The 16,723-nt window shown below is 69.8% G+C and carries 16 protein-coding genes; 7 read left to right on the top strand and 9 right to left on the bottom strand.

Annotated elements, in window-relative coordinates; translation table 11 throughout:
- Nucleotides 1–25: 25 nt before the first annotated feature.
- The gene (locus ACIA58_RS34420) at nucleotides 26–502 is read left to right on the top strand and encodes a DUF2231 domain-containing protein (RefSeq protein ID WP_396408020.1); all 477 of its coding nucleotides are present in this window, start codon (nucleotides 26–28) and stop codon (nucleotides 500–502) included.
- Here the strand turns inward: ACIA58_RS34420 and rsgA are convergent.
- Together rsgA and aroA are read right to left on the bottom strand one after the other, a co-directional pair.
- A complete protein-coding gene (gene rsgA, locus ACIA58_RS34415; protein WP_396408019.1) occupies nucleotides 495–1,538 on the bottom strand; it encodes a ribosome small subunit-dependent GTPase A in 1,044 nt (347 codons plus the stop codon). The two genes, ACIA58_RS34420 and rsgA, sit on opposite strands and share 8 nt — an antisense overlap.
- Nucleotides 1,538–2,806, bottom strand: coding sequence for a 3-phosphoshikimate 1-carboxyvinyltransferase (gene aroA / locus ACIA58_RS34410; protein WP_396408018.1), 1,269 nt, complete (start codon nucleotides 2,804–2,806; stop codon nucleotides 1,538–1,540). The genes rsgA and aroA overlap by 1 nt, the downstream gene beginning before the upstream one ends.
- 341 nt (nucleotides 2,807–3,147) lie before the next feature.
- On the opposite strand from aroA, the gene ACIA58_RS34405 reads away from it, so the two are divergent.
- Nucleotides 3,148–3,741, top strand: a complete 594-nt coding sequence (locus ACIA58_RS34405) for a hypothetical protein (protein WP_396408017.1) — start codon at nucleotides 3,148–3,150, stop codon at nucleotides 3,739–3,741.
- Nucleotides 3,742–3,850: 109 nt separating this feature from the next.
- The gene (locus tag ACIA58_RS34400; protein ID WP_396408016.1) at nucleotides 3,851–4,825 is read left to right on the top strand and encodes a hypothetical protein; all 975 of its coding nucleotides are present in this window, start codon (nucleotides 3,851–3,853) and stop codon (nucleotides 4,823–4,825) included.
- A 98-nt stretch (nucleotides 4,826–4,923) separates the two neighbouring features.
- On the opposite strand, the gene ACIA58_RS34395 is transcribed toward ACIA58_RS34400, so the two are convergent.
- Together ACIA58_RS34395 and ACIA58_RS34390 are read right to left on the bottom strand one after the other, a co-directional pair.
- On the bottom strand, nucleotides 4,924–5,529 hold the full coding sequence (locus ACIA58_RS34395) for a DoxX family membrane protein (protein ID WP_396408015.1): 606 nt from the start codon (nucleotides 5,527–5,529) through the stop codon (nucleotides 4,924–4,926).
- A 58-nt stretch (nucleotides 5,530–5,587) separates the two neighbouring features.
- The gene (locus ACIA58_RS34390) at nucleotides 5,588–6,331 is read right to left on the bottom strand and encodes a DsbA family protein (protein ID WP_396408014.1); all 744 of its coding nucleotides are present in this window, start codon (nucleotides 6,329–6,331) and stop codon (nucleotides 5,588–5,590) included.
- A 69-nt stretch (nucleotides 6,332–6,400) separates the two neighbouring features.
- Here ACIA58_RS34390 and ACIA58_RS34385 point away from each other — a divergent pair, with 69 nt between their 5' ends.
- From ACIA58_RS34385 to ACIA58_RS34370, 4 genes are all read left to right on the top strand, one after another.
- Nucleotides 6,401–7,243, top strand: coding sequence for an aminoglycoside phosphotransferase family protein (locus ACIA58_RS34385; RefSeq protein ID WP_396408013.1), 843 nt, complete (start codon nucleotides 6,401–6,403; stop codon nucleotides 7,241–7,243).
- Nucleotides 7,244–7,366: 123 nt separating this feature from the next.
- The gene (locus ACIA58_RS34380) at nucleotides 7,367–7,582 is read left to right on the top strand and encodes a hypothetical protein (RefSeq protein WP_396408012.1); all 216 of its coding nucleotides are present in this window, start codon (nucleotides 7,367–7,369) and stop codon (nucleotides 7,580–7,582) included.
- A 240-nt stretch (nucleotides 7,583–7,822) separates the two neighbouring features.
- Nucleotides 7,823–8,386, top strand: coding sequence for a DUF4097 family beta strand repeat-containing protein (locus ACIA58_RS34375; protein ID WP_396408011.1), 564 nt, complete (start codon nucleotides 7,823–7,825; stop codon nucleotides 8,384–8,386).
- Between the two features lie 57 nt (nucleotides 8,387–8,443).
- A complete protein-coding gene (locus tag ACIA58_RS34370) occupies nucleotides 8,444–9,667 on the top strand; it encodes a serine hydrolase domain-containing protein (protein ID WP_396408010.1) in 1,224 nt (407 codons plus the stop codon).
- A 47-nt stretch (nucleotides 9,668–9,714) separates the two neighbouring features.
- Here the strand turns inward: ACIA58_RS34370 and ACIA58_RS34365 are convergent, their stop codons facing one another.
- The 5 genes from ACIA58_RS34365 to aspS form a co-directional block, all read right to left on the bottom strand.
- A complete protein-coding gene (locus tag ACIA58_RS34365) occupies nucleotides 9,715–10,494 on the bottom strand; it encodes an alpha/beta fold hydrolase (protein WP_396408009.1) in 780 nt (259 codons plus the stop codon).
- Nucleotides 10,495–10,619: 125 nt separating this feature from the next.
- Entirely contained in the window at nucleotides 10,620–13,205 is a 2,586-nt protein-coding gene (locus ACIA58_RS34360) for an ATP-binding protein (protein ID WP_396408008.1), read from the bottom strand.
- Nucleotides 13,206–13,217: 12 nt separating this feature from the next.
- Complete coding sequence (locus tag ACIA58_RS34355; protein WP_396408007.1) at nucleotides 13,218–14,447, bottom strand: M20/M25/M40 family metallo-hydrolase; 1,230 nt, start codon at nucleotides 14,445–14,447, stop codon at nucleotides 13,218–13,220.
- Nucleotides 14,448–14,454: 7 nt separating this feature from the next.
- Nucleotides 14,455–15,312 (bottom strand): phosphotransferase family protein, encoded by an 858-nt coding sequence (locus ACIA58_RS34350; protein ID WP_396408006.1) that lies wholly within the window; start codon nucleotides 15,310–15,312, stop codon nucleotides 14,455–14,457.
- Nucleotides 15,312–16,601 carry an aspartate--tRNA(Asn) ligase gene (gene aspS / locus ACIA58_RS34345; protein ID WP_396408005.1) on the bottom strand — a complete coding sequence of 430 codons (1,290 nt, stop codon included), beginning with the start codon at nucleotides 16,599–16,601 and terminating at the stop codon, nucleotides 15,312–15,314. The genes ACIA58_RS34350 and aspS overlap by 1 nt, the downstream gene beginning before the upstream one ends.
- Nucleotides 16,602–16,723 lie beyond the last annotated feature (122 nt).

Genomic DNA, 16,723 nt, shown 5'->3' with positions numbered 1-16,723 from the left:
CGTTACGACTGCCATGGAGGCTGTCATGTTCGAGCGCTTCGGGGATCTGCCGCTGCACGTGCTCGTGATCCATCTGACGGTCGTGCTGCTGCCGGTGGCCGCGCTGACCCTGATCGTCTTCGCCGTGGTGCCGCAGTGGCGCCGGCTGCTGCGCTGGCCGGCTCTGGTGCTCGGGGTCGGGACGCTGGTGTGCGCGTACGTGGCGAAGAAGAGTGGACAGGCGTTCGTGGAGGCGGTGCCGACGCTCGCGAAGGCGATCCAGCTGCACGAGAAGCGTGCCAATCTGCTGTTCTGGTACTGCGTGATCTTCGCGGTCGTCGCCGTCGCGGCCTTCCTGCTGCTGGCCGGCGTGAAGGGTGACAAGGCAACGAACATCCGCCCGCTGGAGCTCGTGACGCAGGCGGCTGTGGTCGTGATCGCAGTACTGGTCATCTGGCAGACCGTGCGGACCGGTGACGCCGGTGCGCGGGCGGTCTGGGAAGGCCAGCTGCCGCCTAAGTAGGCTCCTCGCTTGCGCGCAGTTCGCGGCCCTCGCGGGACGCGACCAGGCGGCGGAAGGACGCGACCCGATCGGGGTCGGCCTTGCCTGCGGCGACGGCTTCGTCCAGCGCACAGTCGGGCGCGTCGGCGGCGTGGGTGCAGCCGCGCGGGCAGTCCGCGGTGATCTCGGCCAGGTCGGGGAAGGCGTTGATCAGCTTGTCGGGGTCCACATGCGCCAGACCGAACGAGCGGATGCCGGGGGTGTCGATCAGCCAGCCGCCGTCAGGGAGCCGCAGTACGACGGTGTTCGTCGACGTGTGGCGTCCACGGCCGGTGGCCACGTTGACGATGCCGGTCGCACGGTCGGCGCCGGGGATGATCGCGTTGACCAGCGTGGACTTGCCGACGCCCGAGTGACCGACCAGCACGCTGGTCCGGTTGTGCAGCTGATCACGCAGCTCGGTCAGGTCGCCGTCCTGATGGGTGGCGACCGACTCGACGCCGAGTGGGCGGTAGATCGCCAGCAGCGGGTCCGGGTCGGCGAGGTCGGTTTTCGTGAGGCAGAGCAGTGGTCGCATGCCGGCGTCGTACGCCGCGGCCAGGAAGCGGTCGATGAGACCGGTCCGGGGCTCCGGGTTGGCGACCGCGACGACGATCACGAGCTGGTCGGCGTTCGCCACCAGCGGGCGTTCGACGGGGTCGTCGTCATCGGCCGACCGCCGCAGCAGGGTCGAACGCGGGAAGACCTCGACGATCCGCGCCAGCGTCCCGTCGTCACCGGTCGCATCACCGTCGAGCTTGACCCGGTCGCCGACGATCACGCCGGTCCGGCCGAGCTGCCGGGCCTTCATCGCGGTGACCTCGCGGCCTGACCGGCCCGCCGGGAGCTGACCGTCGCCCCGGTCGACCCCGTCGTCGATCCAGCAGGTGTACCGGCCGCGGTCGCGCGTGATCACGAACGCTTCGGCGGCGTCGTCGTACGACGGGCGGTCCTTCGTCCGCGGCCGGGTCCGGCGCTTGGGCCGGTCGTACTTGGCCTCCTCGTCGTACCGCGACATCAGCCGGCGAGCTCCGACCACATGCCGGGGAACTCGGGCAAGGTCTTCGCCGTGGTCCCGATGTTCTCGATCTGCAGGCCGTCGACGAGCAGGCCGAGTACGGCGGCCGCGTGGGCCATCCGGTGGTCGTCGTACGTGTGGAAGAGCCCGCCGTGCAAGGTCTTCGGCCGGATCTCCAACCCGTCCTCGAGCTGGGTGACGTCACCGCCGAGCGCATTGAACTCGGTCTCGAGCGCGGCCAGCCGGTCGGTCTCGTGGTTGCGCAGGTGCGCGATCCCCCGCAGGTACGACGGTCCGTCGGCGAAGGCCGCGACCGCAGCGATCACCGGCGACAACTCGCCCACCTCGCTCAGGTCGAGGTCGACACCGGCGACCCGGCCGGTGCCGCGGACGGTGAGCCCGTCCTCGGTCCGAGTCACCTCGGCACCGAAACGGGTGAAGAGGCCGGGCAGTTGGCCGCCCGGCTGGGTGGTCTGCGCCGGCCAGCCGGTGACGGTCACCGACCCGCCGGTGATGACGGCCGCGGCCAGGAACGGCGCCGCGTTCGACAGGTCCGGCTCGATCGCGGTGTCCAGCGCCCGAATGGGGCCAGGGGCAACGACCCACCGGTTCGGCTCGGCGTCGTCGACCTGGACGCCGCGCTCACGCAGCATCCCGACCGACATGTCCAGGTGCGGCTGGGACGGCACCGGCTTGCCGTCGTGCCGGATGTCGACGCCCTCGTCGTACCGCGCGCCGGCGAGCAGCAGCGCGGACACGAACTGGCTCGAACCGGACGCGTCCAGCGTCACCTTCCCGCCGCGCACCGACCCGGTGCCGGACACCGTGTACGGCATCCGCCCGGTGCCGCCGTCGTCGATCTGTACGCCGAGGGTCCGCAGCGCGCCGAGGATCACGCCCATCGGGCGCTCCCGGGCGTACGGGTCGCCGTCGAAGGCGACCGTCCCGTCGGCCAGCGCGGCCACCGGCGGCACGAACCGCATCACGGTGCCGGCCAGACCGCAGTCGACCTCGGCCGGACCCTTCAGCGAGCCCGGCGTGACGGTGACCGACGTACCGCCTTCGCTGATGCCGACGCCGAGTGAGACCAGGGCGGACCGCATCAGGGCGGTGTCGCGGGCGGCCAGCAGGCCGGTGAGGTGCGACGGCCCGTCGGCGAGTGCGGCGAGGATGAGCGCACGGTTGCTGATCGACTTCGATCCGGGGACCGTGACCGTACCGCTCACAGCACCCTCGGCCCGCGGCGCCGGCCATCCCTGCTCGCTCATCCCACTCCCTCGGCTCAGGTGTCTACAGCCCTGAGCCTAGGGCATGTCGCTCTACGCGGCTCGAGGTTCTCGGGGGCAGAGCCGGTTCGCCCCGGTCCCTTCCACCATTCCGGAGGATGACTACGGATTGTGGCTGGGGATCTGGAGCGGGTCAGCGAGGGCTGTGCCGGGATCGCCCTTCCTGGCTGCGGGTTTCGCGGTACGCCACAACCATGTGGCCAATTCGTTATACCACGAATGTAACGCTCCGTGTTCCGAATCCGATGGGAGGACCGGGTGGCTCACCACCGGTCTAGGCCAGGGGCGGGCTGATCAGCAGTAATTCACGAGGGGGAACTCAGATGTCGCAGCAGTATCCGCAAGGCCCGAACCAGACCCAGAACGCGGGGGGACAGCAGCCGGGCTACCAGCACCCGGAGTACCCGGGTCAGCAGCCTCAGCAGCCGGCCCAGGTCGTCTATGTCGAGCGGAAGAAGACCCACAAGTTCCGCAACTTCGTGGTCCTTCCGCTCGTCGGCCTGATCGCCTTGATCGTCATCATCTCGGCCGCTTCCAGCGGTGGCGGCTCCGACCCGACCGCCGCGAGCAAGTCCGGCTCAGCCCCGGCCCGCAACGAGCCTCGTCCGGTCCAGGTCGGCAAGGCGTTCACCATCGGCAAGCACCAGCTCGACGCCGGGTGGAAGCTGAAGTTCACCGACTACATCGGCACCAGCGTCACAGGCACGGTGACGAACGTCAGCAAGTCCACCAGCACCGCGATCTTCTCCGTCAAGTTCCTCAAGGGGAGTCAGGTCGTCGGGAACATGCAGTGCACCAGCAACGAGCTGGAGGCCGGCCAGCGGGAGGCGGTGGAGTGCCTGAACACCGTTGACGGTGCAGGCAACCTGCTCCGTCCGGGCGCGTACGACAAGGTGACCGCCGAGGCCACCTTCTGAAGCAGAACGGGCGCTGGCAATGGTTGCTAGGAGCAAATGACCGGGTTCGAGTCCCGGCGTCCGACGATCCGGTTCAGGAGGCCGGGCATCCACGGAGGGAAAGAGCAACATGCGAAAGCACATCGGTACCGCCCGTGCGGCAGTCCTGGGGGTCGCAGCAGTCGCCACGGTCGTGGGTCTGAGCGGTGGCGCGTCGGCAGCTCCGACGGCCTACGCACCGCTGCCGCTGCCCGCGAACTCGGTCGGCACGGCGCAGATCCAGACCGGCGCGGTCGACACGTTCAAGATCAAGGACAAGTCGATCGGCGGCTGGGACGTCCTCGACAACACCCTGCCGTGGTCGAAGATGGGCTCGGACTTCCGGGCCAACATCAACAAGACGATCAACACCGCGACCGCCGCCAAGACCACGGCCGACTCGGCGACGACCAAGGCGAACGCCGCCGACTCCAAGGCAACCGAGGCCCTGAACAAGGTCAACGGTCTCCCGCAGTCGCCGTCGTACCTGAAGAACTGGGGTGAGATCTTCCGGAACACGATCGGCAACGCCCGTGCCGAGCTGGGCCAGTCCTCGTCCGGCGAGGGCCTCAACATCAGCGTCCCGACCGGCGCCGACGCCGTCATGTGGGGCAACGAGGCCGACTTCGGCGGGAAGTCGTTCGCTCTCACCAAGGTCGGGTACGAGGTGTTCCAGACCGGCGAGAACAGTGCGATCGCGGCGGGCAACATGCCGTCCATCAAGTTCGAGATCTCGAACCCGACCGACGCGGCGACCTACACCACCCTGGTCTACTCGCCCGACAACTCGGCCTCGAACACCTGGACGAAGATCGACGCGGCAGCCGACACCGGCAAGCACTGGGGCTTCAGCGGCTCCTGGTTCAACGCCGACCCGACGCGTTGCGGCCTCAACGGCGCTCGCTGCACGCTGGACGACGCGCTGGCCGTCCTGGGCTCCAACGCCAAGTTCCTGTCGGCCGGCGTCGGCAAGGGGCGCGACAACGCCTGGCACGGCGCGATCCGCTCCCTGACCGTCAATGCCACCACCTACGAGTTCACCGCCGGTGGCGTGCAGAAGGGCTGACCGCCCAGCAGCGGACCGGGTGGCCCCGGGTAACACTTGGGCCACCCATTCCGCTCGAACGAGAACTTCGCAGGTCTGCCGCGGGCGCTCGGCCTAGGTCAGGAGAATTCAGCCTTGGCGAGCCGGGCGGCCTGCTTGGCCTCGTGGGCCAGCTGCTTCGCCTCGCGCTTGGCGGCCTTCGCGCCGCGCTTGGTCTCGCGCTTGGCGGCCTTCGCGCCGCGCTTGGTCTCGCGCTTGGCTGCCTTCGCGCCGTGCGAGGCCCGCCAGGCGACGCCCGGCTTGCCCTCGGTGTCGACCGCGGCGAGCAGCAGACCGCCCATGATGCCCAGGTTCTTCATGAACTGGAGGCGCTGCTGGCTGCGGACAGTCTTGTCCTTCTCCAGCCAGAACGGGTGACCGGCGAGCGTCGTCGGCACCAGTGAGGCCGCCAGCAGGGACGCTCCGAGGCGCCGGCCCTTGCCGGTGGCCAGGGCGACGCCGCCGAGCACCTGGGCCGCGCCGTTCAGCCGGACGAGGTTGGCTGTCGTGTCAGGGATCCGCTCGCTGACTTGCGGCGGGGCTGCGCGCTTCATCATCGGCACCAGCCGGTCGGTGACGGGCTGCGCCTTCGGTACCAGCGGCTCGGGGTTGCGGATCGCGTTGGCGCCCTGCACGACGAAAATGACGGACAGCAACGGCCTGGCCAGTGCGCGCACGACAGTCATGCCTCCTTCATACACCACGGTTTGTACGACTCCCGGTACCCACCGCTGATGCAGATGATCAGATGGGGCAGCCGTCCGGCCCGCACACCGCGTCACCGTCGGTCGTCGCACCGGGCACGGCGTCGGGTGCCGTGATCAGGGTGACCGGCTTGCGGTCCGCGTTCGCCCGGCGCAGCGCTTCCTGGAAGACCTCCACAGGCTGCGCGCCGCTCACGCCGTACTTCTCGTCGATGACGAAGAACGGTACGCCGTTCGCGCCGTACGCCAGTGCCTGCGTCTGGTCCGCCGCGACGTCATCGGTGTACGTCGTACCCGCCAGCACCTCACGCGCTCTGTCGGCGGGCAGGCCGACCTCGGTGGCCAGCTCGGTCAGAGTGGCGTGGTCGCCGACCGGGAGGCCGTCGGTGAAGTAGGCCTTGAGCAGGCGCTCCTTGAGCCGGCCCTGCGTACCGGCGGGCACCTCACCGGCGTCCTCGAGGTCGCGAGCGAGGTGGAGCAGCCGGTGCGCGTCGACGGTGTTGACCGACTTGGCCTGGTCGAGGTGGTACTCCAGTCCGACCTCCGCGGCGACCTCGGTGACGTGGGCGTTGGCCTGCAGACCCCACTCGCGACCGCGGCCGTACTTCTCACCCAGCCGGGTCGGCAGGTCGCGCGGGTCGTCGTTCGTCGACGACGGGTCGAGCTGGAAGCTGTGCCAGACGACCTGCGCGGTGTCGCCACTGGCGGCGAGGGCCTCTTCGAGCCGGCGCTTGCCGATGTAGCACCACGGGCAGACGACGTCGGACCACACATCAATGCGCATAACCGTCGCAACTGAGCACTTTCCGCACCTATTCCCAACCAGGGACCGGTGTGACGCGTCTGACGCACCATGGACGACGAGCTCGTGCGGACCCTGTTGAAAGAGCAGCACCCGGACCTGGCCGATCTGGAGCTGAAGGAGGTCGTCGGTGGCTGGGGCAACCAGATGTGGCGGCTCGGTGAGGACCTGGCGGTCCGGATGCCCCGCACCCACGGATCGCCCGAGTCGCTCCGCAGGGAGTACCGCTGGATGCCTGAGCTGGCCGCTCGCCTTCCTCTACCCGTCCCCACCCCGATCCACCTCTGTGAACCGTCGGACCGCTTCCCGAACCCGTGGCTGATCACTACCTGGGTCCATGGAGTGCCCGCGGAGCATGCACCGATCACGGATCCGGCCGCTGCCGACGTACTGGCCGACTTCCTGCTCGCACTGCACGCGGAGGCGCCCGCGGACGCACCGGTCAGCGACCGGAGCGGTCTGCCGCAGGGCCTCGGCTTCCCGGAGATCCACGAGTACGTCGGCCGCCGAGACGAGATCCGGGCGGTCTGGGATGACGCAGTGGCGGCCCCGGCATGGGACGGCCCCCGGCTGTGGCTGCACGGCGACCTGCACCCGGCCAACGTGGTGGTTGCCGACGGCACGCTGACCGGGGTCGTCGACTTCGGCGACGTCTGCGCCGGGGACCCGGCAACCGACCTCGCGGCTGCCTGGATCCTGCTGCCGGACGGCGCCGCCGAACGGTTCTTCGAGCGCTACCCGGTGGACGAGGCGACGGTACGGCGAGCGCGCGGATGGGCCCTGACCCGTGCGCTGTTCCTCATCGCGATGGGCATCAACGGCGAGAAGGGCCTGCCCGGCGGAAAGACGCACTGGGGACCGGCTGGGCAGGCCGCGCTCCAACGCCTGCTGTAAGACGGGGATTCCGGCGAAGGGCAGCAGCTCCTCACTCTCGCGCTACTTCTCCGGTCAGGCCGTCCCGCCCTGGGGGACGGTCGTGGCGCTCTGCAAGGCGGCCGGTCGCGATTGGAGATCCACGTGGACCACGCCAGGCTCGCGGTGCAGAGCTGGTACGCCGGTGTGCATACCGCGACCGGCGTACCGGAGGGGACGCTGGTGAGCCATCGCGTCCACCGGGTCCTACCCGACCATCCTGGGTTCGCGCCGGGGATCGCTGAGCTCGGTCCGGAGGCCCGGATGGGCCGTGATCTGGCGCAGGTCCTGGATGTGATCGCCGACCGCCTCGCCTGCTGACAGGCAGGGGCGCAGGGTGTCAGAGCCGGTGTCAGGCCGTGTCAGCACGGCGGCGGCCCGGTGTCAGGGCGGTCGTCCAAGCTTGTCCCAATCGAACAAGTGCAACGGACCAGAACAGAATCAGAAAGGTACGACAATGCCTACTTTCAGCACCCCCGAGCCGATCTCCGCAGTCCTCGACATCCCCGCGGGCCGATCCGGTTCGTCGCCGCAGACCAGGCCGAGACCCTCGTCGAGGTCGTGCCGGCCGACCCGTCCAAGAGCCGCGACGTCAAGGCGGCCGAGGCGGCCGAGGTCGGGTACGACGCCGGCGTCCTGCGGATCACGGTCGCCGCGAAGAACCAGTACTTCGGTCCGTCCGGATCCGTCGCGGTGACCGTCCAGCTGCCGTCGGGCTCCCAGCTCGAGGTCAAGGCGGCCAGCGCCGAACTCCGGGCCGCCGGGCGTCTCGGCGACGTCGCAGTCAACAGCGCGCACGGCTCGATCGAGCTCGAGGACGTCGCGAGCGCCCGGCTCAGCCTGACCGCCGGTGACGTCTCGGTCGGCCGCCTGAACGGGCCCGCGGAGATTCGCACCAGCAAGGGCGACATCCGGATCGCCGAGGCCGTCAGCGGCGCGCTCGAACTGCGCACCGACGTCGGCGAGATCGAGGTCGTCGCCGCCACCGGCGTCTCGGCCTCCCTGGACGCCGGCACCACCACCGGCCGGATCGACAACGCGCTCAAGAACGCCGAAGGCGCCGGGGCGCAGCTCACCATCCGCGCGACCAGCACCGTCGGCGACATCGTCGCCCGCAGTCTCTGACCGCCGTCTCGCCACAATCTCTCACTGGAATCCCCTGAATCGAAGGAGAACACCACGATGCCCACCTCCAACGGCTTCACCGAAGCGGGTCTGCGCCGGCTGCACGACGTACTCGCCCGGCATGTCGACTCCGGGAAGATCCCCGGCGTCGTCGCCCTGGTCAGCCGGGGCGACGGCGAGCCGCACGTCGAAACGCTCGGCACGATGCGCCACGACGGCGGCGCCCCGATGCAGCGGGACACCATCTTCCGGATGGCATCGACGTCCAAGCCGGTCTCGATCTCGGCGGCGATGGTGCTGCTCGACGAGTGCCGGCTGCGGCTCGACGACCTGGTCGAGCCGTGGCTGCCCGAGCTCGCCGACCGGCAGGTGCTGAAGCGGATCGACAGCCCGGTGGACGACACCGTGCCGGCGCGCCGGCCGATCACCGTGCGGGACGTGCTCACGTCGACGTTCGGACTCGGCATGGACATGACGATGATCGGCACGCCGATCATGGCCGCCCTGTTCGAGCAGGGCATCACGCCGAACGGGCCGGTGCCGATGCCGGAACAGGACGAGTGGATGCGCCGGCTCGGCACCCTTCCGCTGATGTACCAGCCGGGCGAGCGCTGGCAGTACCAGATCAGCAGCGACCTGGTCGGCGTTCTCGTCTCCAGGGTCACCGGCCAGTCGTACGACGAGTTCCTGCGCGAGCGGATCTTCGGGCCGCTCGGCATGAAGGACACCGGGTTCTCCGTCCCCGCCGACCAGCTGCACCGGCTCCCACCGCTGTACGCGCCGGACCCGCAGACCGGCGAGTTCCAGGTGTGGGACGAGGCCGAGGGCGGCCGGCACAGCGCTCCGCCGGCGTTCCAGGGCGGTGGCGGCGGGCTGAACTCGACCGCCGACGACTACCACGCGTACTTCCGGATGCTGCTGAACCACGGTGTGCACCAGGGCGAGCAGATCCTGTCCCGTCCGGCCGTGGAGCTGATGACCAGCAACAGACTGACGCCCGAGGTGCTGGCCTCACGCGAGGCTCTGGCCCGGGAGAGCGTCCACATCTCGTTCGGCCAGGGACAGCAGGGTGGCTGGGGATTCGGGATGGCTGTTCGCACCTATCGGGGCGACTACGCGCCGGTCGGTCAGTTCGGCTGGGACGGCGGCGCCGGTACGTCGACGTACGCCGACCCGGTCAACGGCATCGTCGGAGTACTGCTCACACAGGTCGGTATGACCGTGCCGTCGTCGGTCCACCTCATGAACGACTTCTGGACCACGCTCTACCAGGCAATCTGAGCAGAGCCGGCCGGACCGCTGAGGCAGCGGTCCGGCCGACGGCTGTTTCAGCGAGCCGCTTGCTCGATGACCCGCGCGACAGTGCTCGAGTGGGACAGGGCGACCAGATGGGACGCGCCCGGCACCTCGACGGTGGTGGCGTGGGCGCGCTGGGCCATGAAGCGCTCCGCAGCCGGTGCGATCGCGTGGTCGCCGGTGGGGATGACGGCGTACTTCGCCAGCTGAGCAGGTGCCGTTGAGGCGATCTTCTCGTCGAAGGCGGCCGCGGCGATCGGCCGCTGCGAGGCGCCGAGTACTGCGGCCTGTCGAGCCGGCAGGTCGGCGGAGAACACCTGGTGGAATGCCTCCGGCTTCACCAACAGGTCCACACCGCCCGCGTAGGCGATCGTGCTCGTCGTATCCGGGCCGAGCTCACTGCCCGGGTACTTCGCGTTGAGCGCGCCGATGGTCTCGCCGGCCTGCGGGATGAACGCGGCGACGTACACCAGCGACTTCACCCCGCTGGTCGCGGCCAGTTCGCTGACCAGCGCACCGCCGTACGAGTGCCCGACGAGCACCTTCGGACCGGGGATCGTGTTGAGGACGCCCTGCAGGTACGACGTGTCCGAGGCGATCCCACGCAGCGGTACGGCGGGGGCGACGACGGTGTAGCCGTCGCGCTGCAGCCGGCTCGTCACCTCGGACCAGCTCGCCGCGTCGGCGAACGCACCGTGGACCAGAACGATGGTCGGCTTCGGCTTGTGTTCGGTGTGAGCGCTCGCGGTCGTGATGCCGGTAAGCGTGACAACCGCCGCGGCGGCGACTGTGATCAGCTGACGGAGTTTCATTGCGATGTTCCCTTCGTGGTTGCTTGCCAGAAGGAAACCGCTGAACGCCTGTCGGCCGGATCGAGCGAACAGGTGAACCTGTCAGCGCCGGATCGCCTGCTCGGCGCCGGCGGTGCACCCGAATCTCATGCGTTCGGGGGAGGGGCGAACCGCTCCAGCACGAGCCGGGTGAGCTGGACGCGCGACTTCACCCCGAGCTTGCCGAACACCGCGCGCAGATGCGTCCCGACCGTGCTGGCCGACACGACCAGCTCGTCGGCCGCCGACCGGTTGGTGTGCCCCTCGGCCACGAGCAGTGCGACCCGGCGCTCCATCGGAGTGAGCGCCTCCCACCCCTCCTGCGCTCGCGGCGGTACGGCGGCCCATCGTCGTCGGCGTACTCCGGCCGCCTGCAGCACCGCCTGGATCCGCCCGGCCGGAGCGGTCGCGCCGAGGGCAGTCAGGCTGTCCAGCGCTCGCTCCAGAGCAGAGACACCAGTCTGGCGGTCACCGGCCTCCAGCGCGGCTCGGCCCAGGCGCTCTTCGGCCAGGGCGAGCAGCAGGGGTCGGTTCACAGTACGCACCACTTCAACAGCCTCCACCAAGTCAGCGACGTCATTGCCCGCAGCTATCACCGCTCGCGCACCACGGCTTGCCGCGGACGGACTCAACCGTGCCAGCTCGTTCAGGTCGTCCAAGGCATCGGCCTGCAACAGTATGGCGACCCGCTCGGGAAAGTCGTACGGGGCGGTAGCCAGTCGGCTCGTAGCCTTCGCGTCACCGTCCGCGATTGCCAGCAGCGCAGCGATCGTCGGATCGCCGCCGGCCAGCTTCCGAGCCGGGGTGAGGTGGCCACGGGCCAAAGCGACGAGTGCGAGCACCTGATCCGCTGCTGGAGCCAACCTTCGCTGATGCAGCTGGTCCATCCAGCGCAGTCCGGAGTTGGCTGCGCTCTCAGCCTCCTGCAGATTGCCCGCCGCATACTCGAGGCGTGCACGCAACACCGCGAGCTGCGGTGCCCACCAGGACTCACCTGCGGTCATCAGCCCACGCACTCGATCCACAGCCGCTGGCAGCTCGTCAGCCTCGGCCCGGCAGTACAGCTCGCCCACCTCGACCAGCGTGTCCGGCAAGCTCCCCAGACCGGGCTCCGCCTGCCGGGCCTTGGCGTACAGGTCGCGGGCGTCGGCGTACCTGCCCTCTCCGCGCGCCTGCTCGGCAGCAGCGACCTGGAGCAGCGCCTGAGCCAGCGGGTCCGCTGCGCGGCCCAGAGCGTCTCCAGCCAGCGCACGGTACGCCGCGAGCCGTTCGGCGAGCTGGGCGTCGGCACCGGCGACAGTCAGCTCCTGCACGTCGAGACGTCCGCCGGCCCACTGGTACGGCGCCAAGTGGAGCCGGAGCGTCGCGTGCAGCTGAGGAGTGATCGGCCCGTGGTAGAGCGCCGCACCGCTCAGCAGGTCCTCGGCGAACGCTTTGGCGCGGTCGTACTGTCGTGCGGCGAGCAGGATGCTGACGACCTCCACACCGACCTCGGCACGGAGCGGATCGTCCACGCGGGTCAGGTCGAACGCTTCCCGGATGAGCTCCGCGGCTGTGGTCGCCATAGTGGCCAGCAGATCGCGGGCAGCCTCGCGAAGTGTCTCCACGGCAGACGTGTCGCCGGACTGCGCGACCGCCAGCACATGTGGTGCCGCAGCGGCCGCACCGCGTCCTGCCGACATGAGCTGACCGGCGATCGCACCATGCAGCGCTCGTTGGGCAGACGGCGGTACGTCGGCCAGCGCGGCGGCTCGCAGGAGCTCGTGGCGGAAACGCAGTACCGAACCCGCATCGGTGAGCAGACCGGCCTGGATCGTCTCCTCCAGCGGCGCTGCGAGCCGTGCGACCGGCATGGCCATCAGTACGGCGACGTCCTCGAGGCGGAACTCGCTCCCGAAGACGGCGGCGGTGCGGACGAGATCACGGCTGGATTCGGACAGGCCGCTGGTACGACGGCGTACGCCTTCGACGAGGCCGGCGGGCAGCGGACCGGAGTCCTTGGCATCGCTCAGATACAGACCGGCGATCAGTTGCTCGGCCAGGAACGGGATGCCTTGGACACCGGCAAGTTGGACGGCGAGCGCCGGGTCGACCGTGCGGTTCAGCCGGTCCGCGGCGAGGTCCTGGATGGCACCTGCAGTCAGGGGCTCAAGCGGAATGGTGTGGACCGGGACCTGGTCGCTGACTGCTTCGATCAGCTGGTCGGTCATGCCGCCCGGACGGCTGGCCAGCAGCCAGAGCAGCCTGGCGGCGGAGAGGCGAGCGATGGCGACCCGCAGTACGAAGGCGGTCAGTGGGTCCGACCACTGGGCGTCGTCCAGCACAATCAGCGTGCGGCTGCCGTCGAGGCGGCGGCCGATGAGGTCCGCGAGGCGCTCGGCGAGCCAGAGCGGCTGGGTGTTGAGCGCGGCCAGGTCGAGAAACTGCTCCGTGCCGATCAACGGCTCCGCACCGGCACGCAGAGCGGGAGCCAGGGACGCGAGTGGGCTGATGTTGTCGTTCTGGTGCGCGGCCGCGCTCGCGACCAGGAAGCCCTGCCGCTCCGCCTGCTCTACCGCGGCCGCGAGCAGCGCCGACTTGCCGATCCCGGGCTCACCGCTGACGACCGCCAGCGAGGCACGACCGTTGCCGGCCGCACGCAGCGCGTCCAGGAGCCGTCCGAGCTCCTGCGACCGTCCCCGCAGCGGTGCCATGGTGGATTTGTATCAACCGCAACGACGGACTGCGAGAAGGGCATACGTCCGCGCGGCGTGCAGTACGTCGGCGAGCACCACATGCTCGTCCGCCGCATGTGCGTAGCGGACATCACCAGGTCCGTATTGCAGCGTGGGAATGCCCGCCCCGGCGTACAGCCGCAGATCCGAGCCGTAAGGCGCACCACGGACCTCTGGAGCCGGCCTGCCCGTGTCGGTCACAGCCTGCACGGTAGCGGCGAGCAGGGGGTCGCTGTCCGGCAGCACCCCCGAGGCGAACGCACCGCCCGGCCACGTCACCTTGACCGGGTGATCGCACAGCCAGTCGTCCTTGGCACAGGCTGTCGCGATCGCACCCTCGAAGGCCTTGCGCGCTTCGTCGAGCGGCTCCCCGAGGCGTACGCCGTACCTGCCCTCGGCGATCAGCCGGTCGGGCACAGTACTCGCCCAATCGCCCGCCGAGATCGTGCCGACCGAGAGTGGATTGGCGAAGTCGAGATGGGCGAGCAGCGGGTGCGGATCGAGGTTGCGGGCGGCTTCGAGCTCCTGCAACGCGGTCTGGATCAGGGTGAACTTCTCGATCGCGCTCACCCCGCGGCTGCGCGTCGAGCCGTGGGTGGCCAGCCCCGGCACCTCCAGGCGGAACGTCAGCGAGCCGGCGTTGGCCGGGATGACGGCTCCCGCGGTCGGCTCCGCGATCACGCACGCCTCGCCGCGATGACCGCGGCGCAGGGTCGCGAACGCGCCGAGCCCGCCGTCCTCCTCGCCGATCACGGTGTGCACGGCCAGCGGCTTGCGCAGACGGATGCCGGAGGCAACGATCGCTGCCACCGCGCCGAGGATCGCCGCGACTCCGCCCTTCATGTCACACGTCCCGCGGCCCCACATCACCCCGTCCTCGATCGAGGCGTCGAACGCGTCACCCGGCACCACATCCACGTGCCCGTTGAGGATCAGCCCCGGCGTACCATCCCCACCCAGTACGCCGACAACGCCCCACGCATCGCGCCGCTCGACCTCCATCCCCGGGAACTCCGGGTCGGACCGCAACGCCGCAAGGTCCAGCTGCCAGTGATCGACCGAGACGCCGAGCGCCTCCAGCCAGCGAGCACACCACCCCTGTACGTCGACCTCGGCCGAGGTCCCGTCCACACTCGGGATCCGCACCAGCTCCTGCAACTCGGCGATGATCCGTTCGTCGTCGATCGCCGCCAGCACGGCCCGCTCGGCCTCACTCGTCATGCGGACATCATGCATCCAGCAGCTCGAGCACCCGTCGCCCGCCGTACTCGATCAACTCTGGCGAGCCGATCCGGTCGTGGACGAACTCGGCGATACTCGCGTACGCCGCGCCTGCGCACAAGGCGACCACCGCCCGCCCGCCGGCCCGCAGTGCCGCCTCGACGAACAGTTCGTCCACACCGTCCGCGGCGCCGTCCCGCGCCGCCGAAGCAGCCAGCGAGACCAGGTCGTACGCGCGGGAGCCTGCGCCCGCCGCCTCGATGTCGACGATGCCGGCGACCCGGCCGTCGCCGACGATGACGTTGCCGAGGTTGAGGTCGCCGTGGACCAGGTCGTCGTCCGGCAGGTCCACGTCCCGGTACGGCCGGCACACCTCCTCGTACCGTCGCAGCAGCTCGACCGTCTCTCCGTCGTACCGACTGACGCGCTCCCAGACGCCGTCCCAGCCCTCCAGGACCACGCCGCGCGACCAGGCCGACCAACTGATCCCGGGCTCCGGCACCAGGCCACGCTGCAACTCGCATACAGCGATCAGCTCACGCGCGAGCCCTTCGTCGACAACGGAGTAGTCGCGCACCGGCGTACCTGACACGAACTCCTGCAGCTGGTACGGCGAACCCGCTGCGGTCGTGCCGACGGCCAACCAGGCAGGTGTCGGGTAGCCGACCGCCCGGGCCCGGCGGACAAGCTCGTCCGCCCGCCGGACCCGCGCTGCCCAGTCCGGGTCGCCGGACCACTTGAGCACGACGCCGTCGGTCAGCTCGTACGCCCCCGACTGGAAGCCACCGGTCAGTTGCCGCACGACCCGATACTCGGTGCCCAGGGCAACGTTCAGTTCGGCGACAACCGACTCGGTGGTCTCCATCAGGGCGTCAGCCGGTGCAGGTCGCGGGGGAACAGCGTGACCGCACGGACGTTCTCCGCACCGATCAGCCGGGCGACGAAGCGCTCCAGCCCGATCGCGAAGCCGCCGTGCGGAGGCATGCCGTGCTTGAACGCCTGCAGATACGAGCTGTACGCCGGAGCCGCCGCGGACTCACCGCGCGCCGCGAGCGCCGCGACGTAGTCGGAGTACCGGTGCAGACGCTGGCCGCCGGTGACCAACTCGACCCCGCGGAACAGCAGGTCGAACGAGTTCGACCAGCGCGGGTCCGACGGCTGCGGATGGGTGTAGAACGGCCGCTTCACCATCGGATAGCCCTCGACCGCGACGAAGTCGCTGCCGTGCTCCCGCAACGCCCACTCGCCGATCGCGCGCTCGTCGGCCGGCGCCAGGTCCGGCTCGTCCGGGTCCGCGCCGGCGATCTTCAGCGCCTCGCTGAAGTGCACGACCGGTACGTCGACGGGGATCCCGGGCAGCTCGACCTCGAGCCGCTCCAGCGCCCCACCGGCCCGTTCGCCCACTGCGGCAAGCATTCCGGCGACCGTGGACCGCAGTACGGCGAGAACGTCGCGATGGTCGGTGATGAAGCCGAACTCCGCGTCGAGCGACACGTACTCGGCCAGGTGCCGCACGGTGTCGTGCGGCTCGGCCCGGAACACCGGACCGACCTCGAAGACCCGCTCGAACACCCCGACCATCTGCTGCTTGTAGAACTGCGGCGACTGCGCCAGGTACGCCGGTCCGCCGAAGTAGTCCAGCGCGAACACGTTCGCCCCGGACTCGGTCGCCGTACCGACGATCTTCGGCGTCTGGATCTCCGTGAAGTCCTGACTGGTCAAGGCTTCCCGGAACCCGTGCAGAGCCGCCGCGGCGATCTCCCAGCCGGCCCGGACGACCGGATGCCGAAGCGCCACCGGTGCGTTGTCCAGTACGACGGGAAGCCCGGCGCCGACCGTGGGACGCCACAGCTCGATCGGCGGCGTGGCGGCGGGCTCGGTCAACGGCTCGATCACCGGGTCGACGATCTCGGCCCCGCCGGGAGCCTGCGGGTTGGCGGCGACCGTACCGGTCACCCGGACCACGGTCTCCTCACCGAGCTCGTCCAGCTGTGCCTGTGTTTCCGGAGCCTTCACGACGATCTGGCTCAGGCCGGACCGGTCGCGCAGGATCAGGAAACTGACGGCTGCGAGCCGTCGTCTTCGGTGCACCCAGCCGGCCACCGTGACGGACTGGCCTACTGCTGAGGGGATCTCATGGCTGAGAATGCGCATCGCTGTTCTTCACCTCCAGGTTTGTCTCGAACCCCGGAGGTGTGGGCGAAGGGGAATCTCGCGGTGCCACCACACCTTCACCAGACCCGACGGGCCTGGCCTCTTGCACAACATCCGCTCGG

It is taken from the genome of Kribbella sp. NPDC051586 (genome assembly GCF_044453965.1).
Taxonomy (GTDB): domain Bacteria; phylum Actinomycetota; class Actinomycetes; order Propionibacteriales; family Kribbellaceae; genus Kribbella.
This window is presented reverse-complemented; position numbering and strand designations above follow the sequence as displayed.